At 71.0% G+C, this 20676-nt stretch carries 19 protein-coding genes and 3 pseudogenes; 10 read left to right on the top strand and 12 right to left on the bottom strand.

Features of this window, described 5'->3' with window-relative positions:
- Window positions 1-128: 128 nt before the first annotated feature.
- The gene (locus ABZ876_RS31965) at window positions 129-4031 is read left to right on the top strand and encodes a helix-turn-helix domain-containing protein (protein WP_361788515.1); all 3903 of its coding nucleotides are present in this window, start codon (window positions 129-131) and stop codon (window positions 4029-4031) included.
- A gap of 205 nt (window positions 4032-4236) precedes the next feature.
- Window positions 4237-5118 (top strand): NlpC/P60 family protein, encoded by an 882-nt coding sequence (locus ABZ876_RS31970; RefSeq protein ID WP_361788517.1) that lies wholly within the window; start codon window positions 4237-4239, stop codon window positions 5116-5118.
- A gap of 125 nt (window positions 5119-5243) precedes the next feature.
- Here the strand turns inward: ABZ876_RS31970 and ABZ876_RS31975 are convergent, their stop codons facing one another.
- Window positions 5244-5663, bottom strand: a complete 420-nt coding sequence (locus ABZ876_RS31975) for a peptidase inhibitor family I36 protein (protein WP_361788519.1) — start codon at window positions 5661-5663, stop codon at window positions 5244-5246.
- 614 nt (window positions 5664-6277) lie between these two features.
- The gene (locus ABZ876_RS31980; protein WP_361788521.1) at window positions 6278-7186 is read right to left on the bottom strand and encodes a LysR family transcriptional regulator; all 909 of its coding nucleotides are present in this window, start codon (window positions 7184-7186) and stop codon (window positions 6278-6280) included.
- Between the two features lie 190 nt (window positions 7187-7376).
- On the opposite strand from ABZ876_RS31980, the gene ABZ876_RS31985 reads away from it, so the two are divergent.
- From ABZ876_RS31985 to ABZ876_RS32000, 4 genes are all read left to right on the top strand, one after another.
- Window positions 7377-8270, top strand: a complete 894-nt coding sequence (locus ABZ876_RS31985; RefSeq protein WP_361788523.1) for a 2-dehydropantoate 2-reductase — start codon at window positions 7377-7379, stop codon at window positions 8268-8270.
- Window positions 8270-8581: a hypothetical protein gene (locus ABZ876_RS31990; protein ID WP_361788525.1), complete on the top strand. Its 312-nt coding sequence runs from the start codon at window positions 8270-8272 to the stop codon at window positions 8579-8581. The genes ABZ876_RS31985 and ABZ876_RS31990 overlap by 1 nt, the downstream gene beginning before the upstream one ends.
- Window positions 8582-9150: 569 nt before the next feature.
- Window positions 9151-10449 carry a glycoside hydrolase family 3 N-terminal domain-containing protein gene (locus ABZ876_RS31995; RefSeq protein ID WP_361788527.1) on the top strand — a complete coding sequence of 433 codons (1299 nt, stop codon included), beginning with the start codon at window positions 9151-9153 and terminating at the stop codon, window positions 10447-10449.
- 484 nt (window positions 10450-10933) lie between these two features.
- The gene (locus tag ABZ876_RS32000) at window positions 10934-11566 is read left to right on the top strand and encodes a carbonic anhydrase (RefSeq protein ID WP_361788529.1); all 633 of its coding nucleotides are present in this window, start codon (window positions 10934-10936) and stop codon (window positions 11564-11566) included.
- Here ABZ876_RS32000 and ABZ876_RS32005 read toward each other — a convergent pair.
- Window positions 11515-11895 (bottom strand): hypothetical protein, encoded by a 381-nt coding sequence (locus tag ABZ876_RS32005; RefSeq protein WP_361788531.1) that lies wholly within the window; start codon window positions 11893-11895, stop codon window positions 11515-11517. The two genes, ABZ876_RS32000 and ABZ876_RS32005, sit on opposite strands and share 52 nt — an antisense overlap.
- 113 nt (window positions 11896-12008) lie before the next feature.
- Between ABZ876_RS32005 and ABZ876_RS32010 the strand changes: the two genes are divergently transcribed.
- From ABZ876_RS32010 to ABZ876_RS32025, 4 genes are read left to right on the top strand one after another with little or no spacing between them, the layout of a single operon-like run.
- On the top strand, window positions 12009-12449 hold the full coding sequence (locus tag ABZ876_RS32010) for a phospholipase domain-containing protein (RefSeq protein WP_361788656.1): 441 nt from the start codon (window positions 12009-12011) through the stop codon (window positions 12447-12449).
- A gap of 42 nt (window positions 12450-12491) precedes the next feature.
- Window positions 12492-12752 (top strand): hypothetical protein, encoded by a 261-nt coding sequence (locus ABZ876_RS32015; protein ID WP_361788658.1) that lies wholly within the window; start codon window positions 12492-12494, stop codon window positions 12750-12752.
- Entirely contained in the window at window positions 12752-13339 is a 588-nt protein-coding gene (locus ABZ876_RS32020; RefSeq protein ID WP_361788533.1) for a GNAT family N-acetyltransferase, read from the top strand. The genes ABZ876_RS32015 and ABZ876_RS32020 overlap by 1 nt, the downstream gene beginning before the upstream one ends.
- Window positions 13339-13554, top strand: coding sequence for a DUF2283 domain-containing protein (locus ABZ876_RS32025; protein WP_361788535.1), 216 nt, complete (start codon window positions 13339-13341; stop codon window positions 13552-13554). Before ABZ876_RS32020 ends, ABZ876_RS32025 begins: the two co-directional genes overlap by 1 nt.
- Window positions 13555-13587: 33 nt before the next feature.
- On the opposite strand, the pseudogene ABZ876_RS32030 reads toward ABZ876_RS32025, so the two are convergent.
- From ABZ876_RS32030 to murQ, 9 genes and pseudogenes are all read right to left on the bottom strand, one after another.
- Window positions 13588-13836 (bottom strand): annotated as a pseudogene (locus ABZ876_RS32030) (aldo/keto reductase); the annotation flags it as partial.
- A 27-nt stretch (window positions 13837-13863) separates the two neighbouring features.
- A pseudogene (locus ABZ876_RS32035) lies at window positions 13864-14026 on the bottom strand (glycosyltransferase); the annotation flags it as partial.
- Window positions 14023-14136 (bottom strand): annotated as a pseudogene (locus ABZ876_RS32040) (MerR family transcriptional regulator); the annotation flags it as partial. The pseudogenes ABZ876_RS32035 and ABZ876_RS32040, both read right to left, overlap by 4 nt.
- Before the next feature lie 527 nt (window positions 14137-14663).
- On the bottom strand, window positions 14664-15455 hold the full coding sequence (locus ABZ876_RS32045; protein WP_361788537.1) for an MBL fold metallo-hydrolase: 792 nt from the start codon (window positions 15453-15455) through the stop codon (window positions 14664-14666).
- 104 nt (window positions 15456-15559) lie between these two features.
- Entirely contained in the window at window positions 15560-16537 is a 978-nt protein-coding gene (locus ABZ876_RS32050; protein ID WP_361788539.1) for a helix-turn-helix domain-containing protein, read from the bottom strand.
- 107 nt (window positions 16538-16644) lie between these two features.
- On the bottom strand, window positions 16645-17862 hold the full coding sequence (locus tag ABZ876_RS32055; protein WP_361788541.1) for a cytochrome P450: 1218 nt from the start codon (window positions 17860-17862) through the stop codon (window positions 16645-16647).
- Between the two features lie 36 nt (window positions 17863-17898).
- Window positions 17899-19266, bottom strand: coding sequence for an FAD-dependent oxidoreductase (locus tag ABZ876_RS32060; protein WP_361788543.1), 1368 nt, complete (start codon window positions 19264-19266; stop codon window positions 17899-17901).
- Window positions 19256-19465: a ferredoxin gene (locus tag ABZ876_RS32065; protein ID WP_361788545.1), complete on the bottom strand. Its 210-nt coding sequence runs from the start codon at window positions 19463-19465 to the stop codon at window positions 19256-19258. The genes ABZ876_RS32060 and ABZ876_RS32065 overlap by 11 nt, the downstream gene beginning before the upstream one ends.
- A 220-nt stretch (window positions 19466-19685) precedes the next feature.
- Complete coding sequence (gene murQ, locus ABZ876_RS32070; RefSeq protein WP_361788547.1) at window positions 19686-20612, bottom strand: N-acetylmuramic acid 6-phosphate etherase; 927 nt, start codon at window positions 20610-20612, stop codon at window positions 19686-19688.
- Between the last annotated feature and the right edge of the window lie 64 nt (window positions 20613-20676).

Genomic DNA, 20676 nt, shown 5'->3' on the forward strand with positions numbered 1-20676 from the left:
AGGATGGTTCCGGAAGTGCGCGTTTGCGCCACTTACGAGTGAAGCGCTTCGCCTCGCGTCCCGCCCGGAAAGTAATCTGGGCACCCGCCCGACTCACGGCAAGGGCATGGGGTGCCATGGGGGACGCCTTGAGCGAGTCACAGCAGGCAGCGCACGATCACGAGGGCAACGAGCCGGAACGGCCAGGGACGACCGCACGGTCAGGGACGGACGCGCCGTCCTTCGCCGCCCAGCTGAGACGGCTGAGACGTCGGCGGGGGCTGTCCCTGGCCGATCTGGCCCGGCAGACCCACTACAGCAAGGGGTACCTCAGCAAGATCGAGACGGGTGCGAAGCCTCCGACCGTCGATGTCGCCCGCCGCTGCGACCGCATTCTCGCCGCCGAGGGCGAGTTGCTCGCACTGGCGGAGGCGGCGACCGCCCGAGAACACGTTCATGACAACGATATCGGCGCGACTGCGGCCACCTGCCCTTACCGCGGCCTGTCGGCGTTCACCACGCAGGACGCGGAGTGGTTCTTCGGCAGGGAACGGGCGACGGCCACACTCGTCGAACGGCTCTTCCAGCGCATCGGCATCGGGCCGCTGATGCTGGTGGCCCCGTCGGGTGCGGGAAAGTCCTCCCTGCTCAGCGCCGGGCTCGTGACCGCTCTCGGGCACCCCGGCCGGTTTCCCATGCCGGGCGCGGACCGCTGGCCGGTGGTCTCCCTCACACCCACGGCGCGCCCTCTGGAGGAGTTGCTGGAGCGCACGGCGAAGGCGCTGGGCTGCGATCTGCGGCTGAGCGCGGCCGAACTCCGGGACAGGCCCCGGGCGCTGCTGGAAGCGGTCCACCGGATGACGGACACCAGGCGGCCGGAGTCCGACATGGACGACCGTCGCCCGCCACCGGTGTGCCCTGTGCTGCTCGTGGACCAGTTCGAGGAGCTGTTCACCCTGTGTACGGACGACGGCGAGCGCCGCGCCTATGTCCGGGTGCTGTGCGCACTGGCCACGTCCCCACCGTCCGGGCCGGCGTACGATCCCGCCGTGATCGTGCTCGGACTGCGGGCCGACTTCCTGGGGCGGTGCCTGGAACTCCCGGAACTCTCCCCGGTGTTCACCGACGGGCTGTTCGCGCTGCCCCCGATGTCGGTCGCCGAGCTGCGTGAGTCGATCACCCGCCCCGCGGAACGCGCCGGCATCACGCTGGAACCCGGGCTGGTCCCGCTGCTGCTGGGCGACGCCGGGCTGCGCGACGAGCCTGATGCGGCCGGCCACGGGGGCGTCCAGGTCCAGGAGACACCGTCCGGGGTACTGCCCCTGGTGTCCCATGCGCTGCTGGCCACATGGCAGCACCGCGAGCAGTCCACTTTGACCGTTGCCGGGTACGAACGCACCGGCGGCATCCGGGGGGCGGTCGCCCGCACCGCCGAGGATGTGTTCGCCGGGCTGTATCCGGCCGAGCAGAAGACGGTCCGGCGGATCCTGTCCCGGCTGGTGCACGTCTCCAAGGACACCGGCGCTACACGGCGCCGGACGAGCCGGACCGTCCTGATGGAGCAACTCGGCGACACGGACGAGGTCACGGCGGCGCTCGACGCCTTCGTACGGGCCCGACTGATCACCGTGGACCACGACATGGTCGAGATCACCCACGAGGCACTGCTGCACGCCTGGCCACGGCTGCGCGACTGGATCCAGGCGGACCGGGCCGGGCTGCTGATCCACCAGCAGCTCGCCCATGCCGCCGCGGACTGGGAGCGCGAGGGCTGCGACGCCTCCGCCCTGTACCGGGGCACCCGGCTGGAGACGGCACGCTCCTGGGCAGATGAACTGGACGGCTCCAGCCGTCTCAGCCGGGGGGAGAAGGCGTTCCTTCAGGCAAGCCGCGCCGAGGAGGAGGCACGTCAGCGTCGGGCGCGGCGTCAGGAACGGCTGCGCGACGTCATGCTGGCCACTCTCGTCGCCCTGCTCGGCCTCGCCCTGACCGCGGGCGCCCTGGCCTATCGGCAGCGCACAGCAGCGGTCGCCCAGGAGCATGTCTCCCGCTCACATGCCCTGGCCCTCCAGTCCACCTCACTGGCCGGCGGCCGGCCCGAGGCCTCGATGCTGCTGGCGGTCGCGGCCTACCGGGCCGGCGCCACGCCCGAGGCGCGCGGCGCACTCCTGAGCACTCAGGCCCAGCCGTTCGCCCGTCGGCTCGGCGGCCAGCGAGGACCGGTCAACGCGCTCGCCTTCGCACCGGACGACCGACTGCTGGCAACCGCGAGTTCCGACGGAACCGTGAAGCTGCGGCGTCCGGCCGACCAGCGCACCGTCGCGACGCTCACCCTGCCCGGGCGCGTTCGCTCGGTCGCCTTCAGCCCCGACGGCCTCACTCTCGCGGCCAGTTCGACAGGCGGTCCCGTGCGCCTGTGGCTCACGGCCGGCCGAGGGACCGTGTCGGTGCTGCCCGAGCGGACCACTGGCGCCCGAGCGGTGGCCTTCGATCCCCGCGGCCGTACGCTCGCCGTCGCAGGCCGCGACGGAACGGTGCAGCTGTGGGACACCGGGCCCGGCCACCGGGCCCGTGCGGTGCTCAGCGGTCACTCCGGGAACGTCACTGCGCTGTCGTACGCCCCCGACGGCCGGACACTGGCTTCGGCCGGCTCCGACCGGACCGTACGGCTGTGGAGCACCGACACGGCACGCCCCGTCGCCGAACTGCGCGGCCACACCGACGAGGTGCTGGGCGTGGCCTTCTCACCGGACGGGCGCAGCCTGGCCACGGGAGGGGTGGACCGGACCGTGCGGCTGTGGGACGTGGCCGCGCGCCGGGCGGCCGCCACGCTGACCGGACACGGTGACGATGTCAATGCGGTCGCCTGGACACCCGATGGTGCGAGTGTCGTCAGCGCGGGGGGCGACGGCACGACCAGGCTGTGGGACGTGCGCAGCGGACGGCCGACGGCGACACTGGCCGGACACACGGACTACGTCCTCGGAGTGGCCGTGAACGGCAGCGGGACCCTGCTGGCCACCGCGGGCTTCGACCAGTCCGTCGTGCTGTGGGACCTCAGGGGCCGCGCGCTCGCCGCACCGCCGTTCACCGAGGTCTCTCACGCCGCGTACAGCCCGGACGGGAAGCTGCTGGCCACCGCCGGCACCGATCACACGGTACGGGTGTGGGACGTGGACCGGCGACGGCCGCCGGCCATCTTGACCGGACATCGCGAGAGCGTGGTCTCGGTGGCCTTCGCTCCCGACGGCCGCACGCTGGGCTCGGCGGGATCCGACGGGACCGTCCGCCTGTGGGACGTTCCGACCCGCCGTCCACTCGGCACGCTCGAAGGCCACCGCGGAAGCGTGTTCGCGGTGGCCTTCGCTCCCGACGGCCGCACGCTGGGCTCGGCGGGATCCGACGGCACCGTGCGCCTGTGGGACGTTCCGACCCGCCGCCCGCTCGCCGTGCTCACCGGGCACACCGACTTCGTCAACGACATCGCCTTCAGCCCCGACGGTCGCACCCTCGCCAGCGCCAGTGACGATCTGACCGTACGGCTGTGGGATGTGGCCGCCCGCCGCTGTACCGCCACGCTCACCGGCCACACCGGTGCGGTGCGCGGCGTGGCGTACAGCCCCGACGGGCACACGCTGGCCAGCGGCGGCAACGACGGCACCGTGCGCCTGTGGGATCCGGGCCGGAAACGACCGGAGGCGTCCCTGACCGGCCATGCCGGATCGGTGCGGGGCATCGCCTTCTCACCGGACGGCCGGCGGCTGGCGAGCAGCGGCAGCGACCGGACGGTGCGGCTGTGGGACGTGCGGGAGCGGCGCCCCTGGGCCGCGCTGACCGGTCACACCAACGCGGTGTGGGGCGTGGTCTTCTCCCCGGACGGGCGGACGGTGGCCAGCAGCAGCAACGACGGAACCGTCCGGCTGTGGGACCTGGACCTCTCCGGGCGGATGGCTCAGGTCTGCCGAGTGCTCGAGTCCGCCGGCCGCAGCGCACGTGTGGGGCTCACCCCCGAGTCCGGCGTGTCCGTGGCACAGGCCTGCGCCCGCCCCTGATCCCCCGTCCTGGCGAGCGGGGGTTTCCCAAGGGTTTCCCGTCGCCTTCCCGAAGAGGGTGCCGCGCCGGCGTCGACCGGTGGGAGGGCCGGTCGGCAGCCTGGACGCCGACGCGGCGCCCGCAACCGGCGCTGCGGCGTCCTTCGCCGCGGCGGGGAGCCGCTCGGGAGCACTGCACATCCACGACACGAACGGGGGTACCGGCATGCGCGACAGGACCGGTCTCATCGGCGTAATCATCGGCTTACTCACCCTGCTCACCTGGGCGTTCACGTCCTCGGCCGTTGCGGCCGAACGGGCGCCCGCCACGATCGCCGATGCGCGGGCCGACGAAGGGTGCGCCGCCCTGGCACCGGGCGCCTCCCCGGCGGCCGAGCAGGCGATCGCCGCGGCATGTTCGCAGGTGGCGGCAGGGGTCTGGTACACCTGGGGTGGCGGCCACGGGCCCCGGCCCGGCGCCACCTATGGGCACGTCGACCCGACCGACCCGGCCAGCGAACACGATCCGGAACGGCGCGGCTTCGACTGCTCGGGGCTGGTGCGCTACGCCTATGCGCAGGCCGCCGGGTCCGACATCCTCAACGGCGACGCCAGCGCCCAGTACTACACGCTCCGGGCCGCCGCCCGCTTCACGGCCGCCCAGGGTCTCGCCCCGCTGCTCCCCGGCGACCTGCTCGCCTGGGGCACCTCGCAGGACCTCCACCACATCGCGATCTACCTGGGCGCGGGCAAGATGGTCGAGGCAAGGCAGTCGGGCACCAAGCTGATGGTCAGCGATGTACGCCTGGGTGGCGACTACTTCGGCGCGGTGCGCGTCAACACCGGCGCGGTGACCGGGCATGTCTTCAGCACCTGGGGCACGGGTGTCTGGACCAAGGCCCAACCGTCCACGCATGCGGCGCGGGTGTACGCCTTCCCCGGCCCGACCACGGTCCGGATCGAGTGCCAGAAGCACGCGGAACTCGTCACCGCCGACGGCTACACCAACGACGCCTGGTCCTACCTGCCCGACTACCGGGCCTGGGTCACCAACATCTACATCAGGGGCCCCGCCTGGCTCGACGGCGTGCCCACCTGCACAACCTGACCTCTGACACGACGGGGCTGCCGGATCCCACCGAGACCGCGGCCAGCCCCGTCGTCGTCAGCAGCCGCAGCGCCGCTTCGTCCGGTCGCCGTAGCCCTACGGGGTGGCTCTACCAGCGGGCCCCGTCAGCAGTTGGTGATCGACCAGATCCTCGCCCAGTTGCCGTGCGTATCGTGCGAGCCGGGCCCGTTGTCCCGATAGATGAACTCATCGTGCTTGCCCCACATGGTGGCCCTCATCCACGACTTGGTCTGATTGTTGTACCAGGACCCGGCCCCGCTCCAGCCCGAGCCGCGGAGGGCGTGCTTCCCGCACGGCCCCATCCGCTGTTCCCTGCCGCCGTAGTCGACGTCCGTGTAGGCGCAGAAGTCTCCGTAGGGGCAGACATGCGCCGCGGTCCGGCTGGTCACCGGACCGCGCGTGGTCGCGAGGTCGCGCACGTACTTCTCGCCGGGCACGACAAGTCGCACCGAGACGCCCTGGCCCAGGTCGACGATGTTCGCCGCCACCTGCCGGCCTCCGGACTCGGCGATGGTGGCATCCACCTGCCGCTGCAGCTTTGCGCTTTGCGCATCGGTCAGTCCTGCCTGACGGCTTTGGGCCGCGAACCCGGAGTGCGTGTCGGGGGCGGCCGAGGCTGTGGCGGCAGGTGCGGCCAACGCGCCGATACCCGCCAGCAATGCTGCCGCTGCGCCTACTGAAATGCGCGACCGAAGTTTCACTTCGGAACTCCTTTCGTCGTCTTGGGCGATTTCCGGCGCGCCTGTCCGGTCCCGGCAGAGGAGCAGCCGGGGGGAATCGCGGCCGTCTAGGGATCCGAGGCCCAGGTTGCCGACGCGTCCGGTGCTCGGTCGATGTGATTCGGGCTCACCCGAACAACGGCATTCCCGGAGGATGGGGTCCAGACTGTGACGGGGTTGGAGCGTGGTGTACCGCATCCATTCCACGGTTGAGGACCTGGCGCGTACGAGGGTTGCCGAGGCTCCGCCGCCGTTGTGGGAACCGCCTCGCCGAACCCGCCGCATCCGCTGGGCCCCGCCCGTGCTATCCGGCGGGCCTTGACCAGCAATCCGGCGCGCCGCACCGGTACGCGCCGCCCGCACAGCCTGGCGTATTTCCTCCCTGCCCTCCACATGAGTGGTCGAGCCCTTCGTATGGTTCAACCCCCAGGGGTGGCGGGCCGCTGCCGGCAGTGGTGGGCGACGCCTTCCGCGAAGGAGCGGGCCAGCGGGGAGAGTGCGTCCCAGCTGCGCACCGCCCATCCCGCGGCAAGGGGCGGGAGCGCGGGGATGGGAATCAGCCGCAGGTCCGGATGGCCCGGGCCACTCCAGTCGGGCAAGGCCGGGACGACGGCGTGGCCGAGTCCCAGCTCGGCGAGAAGGAGCGCCGTGTCCCAGTCGGTGACGCTGGTGTCGAAGACCGGCCGGATCCCGGATTCGGCCAGCCGGGAGCTGAGTTGGGAGCGGGAGGTCGAGTTCTCCGGGAGCCCGATGAGCCGGGCGTCTTGCAGGTCGGCGGGCTCGATGAAGGCTCTGCCCGCCAGCGGATCCCGCGCTGTGACGGCGAGCGCCCAGGGCAGCTCGACGACGGGGTGCTGCTCGGCGGAGCGGATCGAGGGCCCGAGGGTGATCCAGGCGAGGTCGACGCTGCCGGCGGCGAGGGCCTCGAAGCAGCCGCGGCTGGAGGGCTCGGTCTGGAATTCCAGGCTGGCCTTGGGAAAGCGCCGACGGAAGTCGACGACGGCGGCAGCCATGAAGTGCCGGACGGTGGTCGCCCCGGTGGTGACCCGCACCGATCCGCCTTCTGCGTGGGCGAGGTCGTTCAGCTGGCGCAGCGCCTGATCTATGCACCCGAGGCCCTCCGTGACCGCCGTGTGCAGCCGTCTTCCGGCAGGGGTCGGTACGACGCCTCTGGGCTGCCGCTCCAGCAGGCTGAGGCCGATTTCACGCTCGAGCCGCTTCACGTGCTGGCTGACCGCTGACTGTGTGCAGGCCAGGTCACGGGCGGCGGCGCTCAGGGAGCCGGTCCGGCAGACCACGGCGAAGACGCGGAGATCGTCGAGTGTCACGGGCCCCCAAGGTATTGCTTGGGGGCTCCCCAGCAAACCCCTGGGTTGACTTGGGTTTCGGGCGTGCTCGATCATCGATCCAGGGCCCAGGGCGGCAACCCGCCCTATGCTTCCACAGCGGTCCGGACGCGTGGCGGCAGGGCGGGTGCCGACCCGCTGGACATCGTTCTTCCAAGGACAGGGAGTCCACGTGACCACATCGGCTCTGACGGTGGCCGTCCTCGGCCCGGGCGGCATCGGCGGCCTGATCGGCGCACTGCTGGCCCGCGACGGTCACCGCGTCGTCTGCCTGGCCGGCGAGGAGACCGCAGCCGTACTGCGCCGGGACGGTCTGCGCCTCGAGAGCACGCGGTACGGCGAGTGCGCCGCGGCGGTGGAGGCCGACACCCGGCTGCGCGAGCCGGTGGACGTGCTGCTCGTGACGGTCAAGCAGACCTCTCTCGCGGCGGCCCTCGACCGGGTGACGCCAGACGTCCTCGGCAACGCCGTCGTGATTCCGCTGCTCAATGGCCTCGACCACCTCGCCGTGATCCGTGGGCGCTACCCGGCGGGCCAGGTCGTCGCAGGGACGATCAGAGTCGAGGCGACCCGCACCTCACCAGGCCGTATCGTCCACACCAGCCCGTTCGCCGACATCGAACTGGCGGCTTCGCTCGACGAGTTGGCGGACCGACTGCGTCACTCCGGTCTGGGCGTGTCCCTGCGGGACGACGAGACGGCGATGCTCTGGGACAAGCTCGTCTTCCTCGCCCCCTTCGCCCTGCTGACAACCCGGCACCGGACCGATGTCGGCACCGTCCGCACCGAGCATCGGCCGGAACTGCTCGCCGTCCTCGACGAGATCACCGCGGTGGCGCGGGCCGCCGGTGCGGCCGCGACCACGGACGCCGTGCTCTCCTTCTTCGACCGCGCCCCGCAGTCGATGAAGTCCTCGATGCAGCGCGACGCCGAGGCAGGACGCCCGCTCGAACTCGACGCCATCGGTGGAGCCGTCCTGCGGGCGGCGACCGTTCACGGCGTCGGCACCCCGATCACGGCCCGGCTGGTGGGAGAGGTGGCCCGCGCGGCGCATCAGGACGTCTGATGCAGGGGCTTTCCCAGCCGCCGAAGGCTCCCCCGGCGGGCGGCCCCGGCCGCGGCACGGAGCCCGACATACGCGCGTTCCTGGAGATCACCGCAGCGCACGAGCTCGACGTGCTCACGCACAACACCGGGCTGGCGGAGCGATACGGCCCTGATCTGCACCCGCTGTTCGCCGGCGCACGCGATCCGCTGTCAGCGGCGGCCTGGCGGTCATGCGTGCGTCTGCTCGGCCGGTACGCTCCCCGATCCGGTGCCAGGGGCAAGGACCACCGGTTCGGACCGTCCGGCGCACCGGGGCCCGAGCGCCCCTGACCAGCGCCTGCCTGCCGGGCCCCGACGGCAGTCCGATCGAGATCAGCGCCTACGACTGAGCCGCGCCTCGCCCATCGATCGGCGCAGGGCAGTGGTCACCGCGGCTCGGGCGGGGCCTGTCTCCTTGGGTGGCCGCCACCGATGTCGACAGGTCGACGAGGATGGCGCGCCGCTGGGGACTCACGTCCGCACACCCGCACTTGCCAGGGTTGCAGAGCGCACGGGTAGTCCTCAGGATGGAGCCGTGCCGGCCATCGGCCCGAAGGGAGCGCCTGCCGGCGAGCCCGGGACTTGGGCAGATGGCAATCCTGACATGCGGCGCCATCCACCGGAACGGGCCCGGTGCGTTGGGGACTGGAGGCGGGCTCCCAGACCCGGTCACCTACCGCGTCCGCACGCCCCAGTCCCATCCGTTTCATGGCACCGTCCACACCTCGAAGGAAGCGCGGAACACACGCATTGTGTGTGCGGTCTGGGTGACGCCGCATCCCCCGTTCAGCGCAACTTGAGCAATGCGAGTTCCGCCGGCTGGGACGGTCCGTGGTGCATCCACGACAGGAGAAGAATCGATGACGATACGCACCCGGCGGCTGGGAAGACGCCGCCCCATGGCTCTGCGCACCGCGGCCCCGCTGGTCTCCCTGGTGCTGGCCGCTTCCGCCTGCGGCGAAGCGGCCGCGCACGGGGGTGCCGCCGGTTCCGTCAGGGCCGCCCCGACCAGCAACATCGCAAAGGCCCCTGGCGCCACCGGCTCCCTGCCCGGCTACTCGGCCAGGGAGAGTGCATCGGCCGCCACCCTCACTCCTTCGGCCGCCACCACCTGCGTCGACAAGTACTTCAACGCCATGACCTCCGCGCAACGGGTGGGGCAGCTCATCATGGGCGGCGTTTCCGCTGCTCGCCCCGACCAGACGCAACTGCGTACTCTGCGGAACAACCACGTGGGGTCCATCATGCTGACCGGGCGCAGCACCGCCGGGACACGGGCGACCAGAACGCTGGTCGACAGCGTACGAGGTCAGGCGGACCAGGTCGGCGGGCACCGAGTGGGAATGTTCGTCTCCACCGACCAGGAGGGCGGCCGGGTGCAGGTACTGAGCGGCCCCGGGTTCTCGACCATACCCAGTGGGCTGACGCAGGGCAGCTGGTCGACCACGACGCTGCGCAGCCGGGCGGCCGAGTGGGCCAAACAGCTGAAGGCCGCCGGGGTGAACCTCGACCTGGCTCCCGTCGCCGATGTGGTTCCGGCCAGCCTGGGCACCCGCAATGGACCGATCGGCTCCTACTACCGCGAGTACGGCCACACACCGGACATCGTGAGTTCCCACAGCAACGCGTTCTCCAGTGGTTTCGCTCAGGCGGGCGTCATGACCACCATCAAGCACTTTCCGGGGCTGGGCCAGGTAATCGGCAACACCGACACCACCGCGAACGTGCAGGACTCGGTGACGACCGCCGGCAGCTCCAGTCTCACACCGTTCCGGAGCGGTATCCGTGCAGGTGTTCCGTTCGTGATGGTCTCACTCGCCACGTACACCAAGATCGACCCGCGGCACATCGCAGCCTTCTCACCGACTGTCATCGGCCAACTGCTGCGTACCCAACTGGGCTTCAAGGGCGTGGTCATCTCGGACGACCTCGGCAACGCGGTGGCGGTACGGTCCTTCACCCCCGCCCAGCGAGCGGTGAACTTCCTTGCGGCGGGCGGAAACATGATCCTGACGGTACGGCCGGACGTCGTACCGGCGATGACGCAGGCCATCCAGACCCGGATGCAGCAGGACGCCGGCTTCCGGGCCAAGGTCAACGACAGCGTGCGTCGGATCCTCGCCGCCAAGCGCAACGCGGGACTGCTCGTCTGCAGCTGAACGCCCGGCGGGCGGGCGCGCGTACATCGCGCCGAGGTCGGTCGCAGAAGGAAGGAAAGGCGGCGGCGGGCGGTGGGCTGGGCGTCACGGGGCTCCGGTAGTCCGGCCTACGGCCACAGCGCCTCGCCGCCGTCCCGAACCGGCAGAGGCCCCGGGGCGGTCCGATTCGTAGAAATCCGGTCCAGCCCACCTGGACGGTGCCGGAAGACGGACGGTGCCGGTCATCAGCCTTGGTGGCCGGCCGGCTGAGCAGCTGTGGGCCGTCGGTGGCAATGTGACCCGCACCCGCTTGCGCCTGCCCCGGGGCAAATCCCGCCACACTGCACAATCCCCCCTGGGTCAAGAGATACGGACGTGTCTGAGCGGCTGAGGAGAATGACCGATGGACACAGCAGGACACCCGGATCGGAGAACTCTGCTTGCCGCCGGGCTTGCGGGCGCCACGATCGCCCTCGCGGGCTGCTCAACGACGAAGGCCGTACCGATGGCAAGCAGCCTTTCACCGGAAGCCAGGCCGACCTCGCCCGCCACCGCGTTCGCCCGACTGATGGAAGGCAACAAGCGCTGGGTGAGCGGAGATCTTCGACACCCCGACCGGGACCCGGACCGGCGCCAGTTCGTGTCGCAGCAGCAGGAGCCCTTCGCCGCGATCCTTTCGTGCATCGACTCCCGTGTGCCGCCCGAACTCCTCTTCGACACCGGTCTGGGCGACCTCTACGTGATGCGCACGGGCGGGACGGCGGTCGGCTCGGTTGTCACCGGTTCGGTCGAGTACGGGCCCATGACGAGTGGCACTCCGCTCATCGTGGTCCTCGGGCATCAGCGCTGCGGCGCCATCAAGGCGGCGTACGACGCTCTTCGTGGCGGCAAGTCGCTGCCCGGCAATCTCCAGGCGATCGCCAGGGCTCTGCGGCCGGCGTACAGGCAGGCCCTCCCGGAACGGGGTGCCGATCCGGTCGAGACCATGACCCGGGCCCAGGTCGAGTTGACCGCGACCGCTCTGCGTTCCAATCACGACCTGGCACCGCTCGTGGGCAAGCGAGCCCTTGCCGTGGTCGGCGCCTACTACTCCCTCGACACCGGGAAGGTGGAAGTCCTGGACGGCGCGCCCTCCTGATGACCCACCGGGCGGGGCCCTGTGCGAACACCCGAAGGCTCCAGCAGCTCGTTCAGGGCTGCACGGCGGTCCCGCCCCGTGCGTACGAGGGCCTGGGCGCTGTCGGGGGCGTGGTCGGCCTGGGCGGTGACGGCCAGGACCGCGGTGCGGACGGCCGGCTCGCCGACGCCGGCTCGCAGGCTCTTCAGCCAGACGGTGGCCACGGCGCGCACATCGCTGTCCGGCTCGGGGTGGTTGCCCAGATCGGGGTCCTCGAGGATCAGATCGAAGAGCAGCGCCGCCCGGTTGGGCCAGCAACGGTAGAGGGTCTGACGGGTGACGTCGGTCATCGGCCAGATCAACTGCTATCTGCTGCCGAACCCCAGCCAACACCAACGCGCTGCCCGCGCAGGAGACGGGCGCCAAGCCGGCCCGGGCACTGCCGTACCAGCCGAACGCCTACATCAGCCGGTTCGACTACAACGCGAACGGCCAGATCCTGGCCTGGATCGACATGGCGAATCAGGGTGTCCAGGCCGGCGAGGCGGTGCACTTCTCGGTCTACGCCAACGCCTACCGCAGCGGCGGTCCGTGGCAGTACACCGTCGACCCCTACAACGCCGCCACACGCACCGACGGCTGGGCGGAGGACTACTTCAACGTCGGCACCGGCTCCGGCAACGGGCTCTACGACCTGAGCGTCGTCGGCCCCAACCGCTTCCTGCGCCGGTTCACCGGCAACGCCCTCGGTCCGGCCAGGAACATCGAGGTCGGCTGCTACTACGCCCCCGCCCCGACCACCGGCAAGCAGGCGGTCTGGTTCCGCATGACGAACCAGACCGCCGCGGGCATGACCTTCACCATCAAGTCGAACAACTACCGAAGTGACGGTCCCTGGACCTAACAGGTGGCCGCCGGAGGGTTCACGGACGACTTCTTCAACGCCGTGGCCTACCAAGGCGGCTGGTACGACTTCACGGTCACGGTCAGCGCCGACAGCTCCTTCTCCCGGCACTTCGTGGGCACATCGAGACGGGCGCCCCCAGCGTCACCGGCTGAGCCATCGGTCCGCACCCAGCCTGCGGTGCGGACCGAACCGACCGTGTGCCCGATGGCGTGCCGGTCACCGGACCGGACGGCGGCCGACGCTGCCACACACCCGTCTATTCGGTCGCTCCCTGTTCGCCGTCACGCTAGGTTGGCGTGATGTATGAGCTCCACACCGATCGTCTTGTGCTCCGCGGCTGGCGGGAGTCCGATCTGGGTCCTTGGGCGGCCATGAATGCCGATCCGGCGGTTCGCGAGTACTTGCCGGGCGTACTGACACGGGAGCAGAGCGAGGCATCCGCAGCCCGCTTTCAGGCCGACCTCGACGGGCGAGGCTGGGGGTGGTGGGCAGTGGAGGTAGGGGCGACCGGCGAGTTCATCGGGTTCACCGGGCTGGATCCGGTGGATGACGGCATGCCGTTCAACGGTGTGGAGGCCGGCTGGCGTCTGGCCCGTTCGGCGTCGGGACACGGATATGCCAGCGAGGGTGCCAGGGCTGCCGTGGCCTTCGGCTTCCAACGCCTCGGTCTGGCGGAGATCCTCGCGGTGACGGCGGCCACCAATCTCCGTTCGCAGGCAGTGATGCGCCGTATCGGCATGACCCGCGATCCGGCCGATGACTTCGACGACCCGGGCGTGCCCGACGGGCCACTGCGCCGGAGCGTGGTGTACCGGCTCCGAGCCGAAGACCAGCGGCCCGTTCGGCGCCAGGCACCGTCCCGGCCCTATCCGACACAGGGAGCGTGATGCGAGTCGAGTACGACGCGTCGGCGAACATGGCGTACATCTACGTCGTCGACAGGATCGGTCCAGGAGAAGCGGTCCGGCAGGTGGTCGCGGGCGAGGACACCCTCGCGCTGCTCGATCTCGACTCGCAGGGACGGCTTCTGGGCATCGAGTTGTTCGACGCCCGAGCCCGGTTGCACCCCGATGTGCTGGACAGGGCCGAGCAGATCGGTTGAGCCGCGTCCCTCGGCGGCCCAGTGGGTCCCGGGTCAGGCGGCGGAACGCTCGGGGGTCAGGCGACGGCGCAGCGCGGTCTGCCGGATGGCGGGCGGGTCGTAGGCCATGTCCGGCGTTCCGACGTCGGTGCCGGGCGGCACGATGGCGTCGATCCGGTCGAGGATCTCGTCGTTCAGGGCGGTCTCGGCGCCCGCGAGCAGATCGTCGAGGTGGTCCATGGTCCGCGGGCCGGTGATCGCCGAGGTGACGCCCGGGTGAGAGATCGCGGAGGTTATCGCCATGACGCCGCCGCGCCCCCCTGCGCCGCCGGGAAGGCTTTCGGAATTCCAGTCCGGCCTCGCGTACGGGGGGTGCGAAGGCGTCCGTGGTGGCGAGGGCCACGTCGTACCCGGCCCGGCGCAGTCCGGCGCCCAGGCCCGTGTACGGCGCGATGTCGCCGCGCGACCCGGCCGCGGCGATCGGGATCTTCATCGGTCCTCCTCGGAGTCGGTGCGGGCGCCTGCGCGGCGGGCCGCGTTGGCGTGAACCGCCTTGCCCGGATAGGCGGCCAGGCCCGGACGTTGTTGTGACGGAGGCACGATCCCGAGCTCTGGTCGGCGTTCCTCGCCCGTTGTGAACGGCTTGTCGACGTGACCGACGCGGCTGCGCGGGATCTGTCCCCGGATACCGAGGTCATGTGGACGGGCCGGTCCGTGAAGGTGCCGTTCTTCGCTGAACACATGCGCGAAGAGCTGGTTCTCCACCGGTGGGTCGTGACAGGCGACGACAGTACTGCGGTGCGCGCGCTCACCGAGCCGTGGATGACCGAGCACAGTGTGCACGAGGTCGGCCAGCCACTGTTTCATCGCGGCCCTGCCCGTTTGGATTGGGCCGGAGGCGACCGGGTCGAAGCGCGCCTGCGTGTGCCGGGCGCCGATGACATCCTGGTCACGGCTGACGCAGAAGGCAGCAGCATGCGTCTGGTCGCCCAGGAGGGGCCGGCCACGAGGGAGAGCGATGCGGCCGTTCGCGTATTTCTCATCCGGGGACGTCGCCCGGCGGACCCCTCACGCTGGCACAGTGACGCGGGTCCTGAGGCGCCGCGATCGGTGCGCACTCTCCTCAGTGGTTACCGATCCTGGCTGTGCCGAAGCCGTCCCGGTCGGGTTGCATCGTGTTCCGTGCGGGTCACGGTGCGGCCGGCTGCTTCGAGCCGGGACAGCCGACGGTGTTCGCGGGCGGCCCAGCGCCGGACTCGGTCGGGCTCCAGTGGGGAGCCGTGTCCGACATGGAGTCTGGTGGGGTTGAGGGCGAGCATCTCGCGCAGGCTCGCGAGGTTGCGCAGGGGGTTGTCGTGGAAGGGAGGGTTGGCCGGCCTGCCGGGGATGAGGCCCATGAAGGAGTTGGCGACCAGGTCACCGGCGACGAGGTCTCCTTCGTCGGTGAGGACGGAGATCGATCCGGCGGTGTGTCCCGGGGTCGGCATGATGCGCGCCGTGATGCCGAAGTCCTCCAGGCCCGTTTCACCGTGTACGAGTACATCGGGTTCGAACGATTCGGCCTGCACGTGCAGGTTCTTGTTCCTGGCCATGAGGCGGCCCATCGGGCCGGTGGGCAGGTACGGTTCGCGGGCCCGGCCGGTGCGGAAGGGGCCGATGTCCGCGCTGTGGCCGGCCACCGGTGCCCCGGTCAGGCGGTGCAGTTCGGCGGCGGAGCCGAAGTGGTCGATGTGGCCGTGGGTGATGACGATCAGCGCGACGTCGGTGGGGTCCACGCCGTGCGCGGCGACCTGATCGTAGATCCTTCGGCCGCTGCCCGGAGTCCCGGCGTCGACGATGACGGGTCGCCGGCCCAGCAGCAGGTACGCATTGATGCTGTGCCGGCCCATGACCGGGATCGGCACAACCTTGGTTCGGGACACGGTCTTCTCCTGGTGTTGTCGTGGTGTGGCGCTCGTGCGGGCGTGACCGCCTGCCGCCGGGTGACGGTGCGCGAGGTGGTGAGCGGCAGGGGGAAGCGTCGGGGTCAGCGGAATCGGCGGCGGTATTCGGCGGGGGTGGTCCCCAGGCGGCGCCGGAAGGAACGGTGCAGGCTCTCCACGGAGCCGAGGCCGCTGGTGGCGGCGACCTCCGGCAGGCTGAGGTCGCTGTCCTGGAGCAACCGGCGAGCGGCCTCCAGCCGGGCGGACTCGACGTAGGCGGCCGGTGTGGTGGCGGTGCGCTCGCGGAACAGCCGGGAGAAATGGCGCACGCTCAGATGCAGACGTGCGGCGAGTGCTTCGGCGGAGAGGTCCTCGGTGAGGTGCTCGCCGATCCATACGCGCAGGTCGTCGATGCGGTCCCCGGTGGCGACCGGCACGGCGAGCGGGACGCTGAACTGGCTCTGGCCGCCGGAGCGTTTGACATACATGACCATCATCCGGGCGGTGTCCAGGGCCAGATCCGGGCCGTGGTCCTCGGCGACCATCGCCAGTGCCATGTCCATCCCCGAGGTGATGCCCGCGCAGGTCCACAGGTTGCCGGCCCGGATGAAGATCGGGTCCGGATCGACGGTGACACGCGGGTGCGCGGAGGCCAGCTGCGCGGCCGTGAGCCAGTGGGTCGTGGCCGGCAGACCGTCCAGCAGGCCGGCTGCGGCCAGCAGGTGCGCGCCCGCGCAGACCGAGCCCGTCCGGCGGGTTCGGGGCACCGCTTCACCCAGCCACTCGATGATCTCGCTGTCGAGCACAGGCTCCACGTCGTCGTCGCCCACGTGGACCGCACCCGCCACAAGCAGGGTGTCCACGTGGCCGTTCACCTCGTCCAGTGTCAGGTCGGCGATCAGCCGGATACCACTGGAGGTGGCCACCGGGCCGCCATCGGCTGTCGCGATGTGGACGACGTAGCCGGGCCGGCCGGTGCATGCGACCCGCGTGGCGACGGAGAACACCTCGGCCGGGCCCGTGATGTCGAGTACTTCGACACCCGGGAAGGCGGCGATGACGACTCTGTGCGGTGGGAGCATGCCCTGATCATTTCGCCCCGCCGCAGTGGCCGCAATGACGATGTTCTGTCAGATCCGGACATCGCCGGGCAGCCATCGGTCTTCGCCATTTCCCCCCGGGGTCGGAGTCAGGCGGACTGTCGGATCTCGAGGAGGAGGTGGCGGGGGCCGCGGAGCATGGCGTTCTGCCGGTAGGGGGGCGGGTCCTGGACCAGGGTCGCGGTGCCGAGGAGGGGGAGCAGTGCGCCGAGTGCGGTCTGTGCTTCGATGCGGGCGAGGGGTGCGCCGTAGCAGAGGTGGACACCGCTGCCGAAGCCCAGGTGCCGATTGTCCGGGCGGGCCGGGTCGAACCGGTCGGGGTCGTGGAAACGCCTGGGGTCGCGGTTGCCCGAGGCCAGCGCGAGCACCACGCTGCCGGCCGCGGGAAGGGTGGTGCCGGCGATGTCGATGTCGGCGAGGGGGATACGTTCCCGCATGTGGACCGGGGGCTCGTAGCGCAGCAGTTCCTCCACCGCGCCGGGCAGCAGGCCGGGGTCGCGGCGCAGCCGGTCCAGCTGGTCGGGCCGGCGCAGCAGGGTGAGAACCCCGTTCGTGATCAGGTTGACCGTGGTCTCGTGTCCGGCGATCAACAACAGGACCGCGGTTTCCGCGAGTTCCTCGTCGGTGAGCCGCAGGGCCGGGTCGGGTTCGTTGATGAAGGCGGACAGCATGTCGTCGCTCGGATGGGTACGGCGCTGCTCGGCGAGGTCCAGCAGATACCGGCCCATCTCGGCCCGTGCCTCTTGGGCCGCCTGGTTGCGCTCGGCGGCGTCCTCTCCGGGTTTGACGTCGGCACCCGCGACGATGGCGTCGGACCATTGCCGGAAGAGCGGTTCGTCCTCGCGTGGTACACCGAGCAGTCGGCAGATGACCGCGACGGGCAGCGGGTAGGCGAAGTCGTCGACGATGTCGATTTGCCGGCGGTCCCGGAGCGCCTCGAGCAGTTCCCGGGTGATGTCGGCGATCTGGCCGCGCATGGCGTCGACCCGGCCTGGGCTGTGCGGTGGACCGAACGGCCGCATGGCCAGGGTGCGCAGTCTGTGGTGTTCGGGGTCGTCGAGCCGCAGGAAGGGCAGCTGCGCGCCTTCCACGTACAGAGCGCCGGCCGAGGCCGGACGGCTTCTCGGATCTGCGCTGATCCGCGGATCGTGGAGCAGAGCGGCGATCTCGTGGTACGTGCCGACCAGGTAGCTGCCGTCCGCCTGCCGCACCACGGGTCCCGCTTCGCGGAGTTCCGCGTACAGCGGGTACGGGTCGGGGCGGTTGGCGTAGTCGGTGATCCGTTCCAGCAGGGTGTCCGCGGTCATGATGGCGCTCCTCGGGGACGGGTGGAATGGTCGGCCTCAGTACTGCACCACGGTCAGCCGGCGGTCCGGCAGATAGCCGGTGAGTGCGACGGTGGGGCCGTGGGAGAGCCCCTTCGGGTCCGGTACATCGGAGGGAAGCGGGACTTCGGCCGCCATCGGGCGGTCCGCCGCGCCGGGGGCGGGCGGGAACGGAGCGGCGGTCTCGATCAGGTGCTGGTAGTACTCGAGCGACTTGGCCATGTCGACGGTGACCGCGGCGGTGACCCGCCCCCGGTAGCCGTACACCATCGCCAGACGGCGCGCCTCCAGCGAACCCTGCGCGATGACGACCTGGTCGGAGAAGACGGGAACGCCCACAGACTTGATGTTGAGCCCGAACTGGCTCGACCAGAACACCGGCACCGCAAGGTGGGGACGCCGCAGCGGCCCCGGATTCACCATGTTGTGGGCCGCCACCTCGGCCTGCGCGACCGCGTTGCCCCAGTGCTCCAAGGACAGCATCTGGTACTCGAACAAGGGGTGCGGGAAGCGGGAGACGTCACCGGCCACGAAGACGTCGTCGGTGACGATTCCGTACATGTTGAAGGCCCTGCATCCTGCGTCGCAGGCGACACCACGCGGGCCCGCGGCGAGGCCGGAGTCCGCCAGCCATTCGACGTTGCGCACCGCCCCCAACGCCACGACGCACACGTCCGCCTCGACGCGGCTGCCGTCGGACAGGTCCGCCCCGATGAACCGGCCGCCGCCGTCGCCGCGCAGGGCGGTGACCGTCACCCCGCACCGCAGGTCCACCCCGTGGCGCCGCTGCATCCCGGCGGCAAGCTTCGACAGCGTTCCACCGAGCGCCCCGACCAGGGGGCCGGGGCCACGTTCGGCGACCGTCACCTCCAACCCCCGTTCCCGGCAGGCCGAGGCGATCTCCGAGCCGGTGAAGCCCCCGCCGATCACCAGCACCCGCCGTGGTCCGGCGGCCAGCCGCGCGGCCAGGCCCCCGGCGTCATCGCGGGTGCGCAGGGTGAACACCCCTTCCAGGGCTGCCTCCTCCGGGTTGGGCCAGGGCCGCGCCCGGGTCCCGGTGGCGATCAGCAGCCGGTCGAACGGCAGCGGATCCCCATCGGACAGCAGCACCCGCTTGCCCAGGGGATCCAGACCGGTGGCCCGCACCCCCAGCCGCCACTCGGCGTCGGCATCCCGGCGCATCGGCAGCCCGGTGGTGTCCGCCGCCGTCTGGCCGAGCAGCACCTGCTTGGAAAGCGGCGGTCTGTCGTAGGGCGGGCAGGCCTCATCCCCCACCACGGTGAGTGAGCCTGTGAAGCCCTTTTCGCGCAGCGTCTCGGCGGCCCTCAGCCCGGCCAGCGACGCGCCGACGATGACGATCCGGCCCTTGCGCAGGTCATCGGTCACCCGCGCTCACCTCCTCACCGACGAGGATGGCCTGCACGGGGCACGCCGCCGCGGCCTGGCGCACGCGCTCCAGCTGTTCGTCGGGGACCGCCGGTGAGTACAGCAACGCTTCCTCCCCGTGCAGCCGGAACACCTCCGGCGCGAGGAACACGCACTGCGCATAGCCCTGGCAGAGCGTGAGGTCCACAACGATCTGCATCTCGCCGCTCCCTCCGTCGTCCCACCCCCCTCTCTCCCTTAGAGGGTGAGGGAAGAATCGGGCTCTCGCCCGGCTGCTACGCCGGGGGCAGGGTGGGCGCAGGGTTCGGGGACAGGAGAAACGCGGACACCGACGGGTCGGCGAAGCACAGGGAAGTCCGGAGGCTGTTCACCCGTTCAGGTCGGTGCCCACCTTCGCTTCGGGTTCGTAGTCGGCCGACTCAGGAACCAGTGGATTCGCGCGTCTGCGCCTTCGATCCTGCGACGGCGGTGCGGGTGTCGCCGGCGGCCCGCTCCAGGGCTCGGGCGGCCTCCTGAGCGGTGGAGTGGGTGAGCAGCATGACGATGGCGGTCTTGGCGTGGCCGCCGGCCTCCCGCAGGGCGTCCGCGGCCGTGTCGGGGTCGGTGCCGGTGGCTTCGACGACCATGCGGCGGGCGCGGTCGACGAGCTTGTCGTTGCTGGCCCGGACGTCGACCATGAGGTTTCCGTAGACCTTGCCCACGCGCACCATCGACGCGGTCGAGAGCATGTTGCAGACCATCTTCTCGGCGGTGCCGCCCTTGAGGCGGGTCGACCCGGTCAGGACCTCGGGGCCGGTGGGGACCTCGATCGGGATGTCGGCGTAGCGGCTGACGACCGCGTCGCGGTTGCAGGCGACCGACACCGTGACGGCTCCCTTGGCGGCGGCGTGCTTCAGGCCGCCGATGACATAGGGGGTACGGCCGCTGGCGGCGAGTCCGACGACCGTGTCCGTGTCGTTCACGCCGATCTCGTCGAGGTCGGCGACCGCCCTCGCGGGCTGGTCCTCGGCCCCCTCGACGGCCACGACGAAGGCGCCCGGGCCTCCGGAGAGCAGGCCCACCACCTGCTCGGGGGAGGTGCCGAAGGTGGGCGGGCACTCGACGGCGTCGAGCAGGCCGATACGGCCGCTGGTGCCGGCGCCGATGTAGATCAGCCGTCCGCCCCGGCGCAGCGACTCGCTGATCGCCTCGACGGCGGACCCGATCTCCGGGAGGGCGTCGCGTACCGCGAGGGCGACGGTCTGGTCCTCTGCGTTCATGACCGAGAGCAGTTCGGAGACCGGCATGCGGTCCAGCTCGGCGGTCCGCTCGTTGCGGCTCTCTGTGGCCAGTGTGCTGAGGTCCACGGAGCAGTCGTCCTTTCAAGGGTGGTGCTGAAGGGTCGTAGCTGAAGGGTGGGGGGAGAGGGGA

Origin of the sequence: Streptomyces sp. NPDC046931 (assembly GCF_040644655.1) — a bacterium.
Lineage (GTDB): Bacteria > Actinomycetota > Actinomycetes > Streptomycetales > Streptomycetaceae > Streptomyces.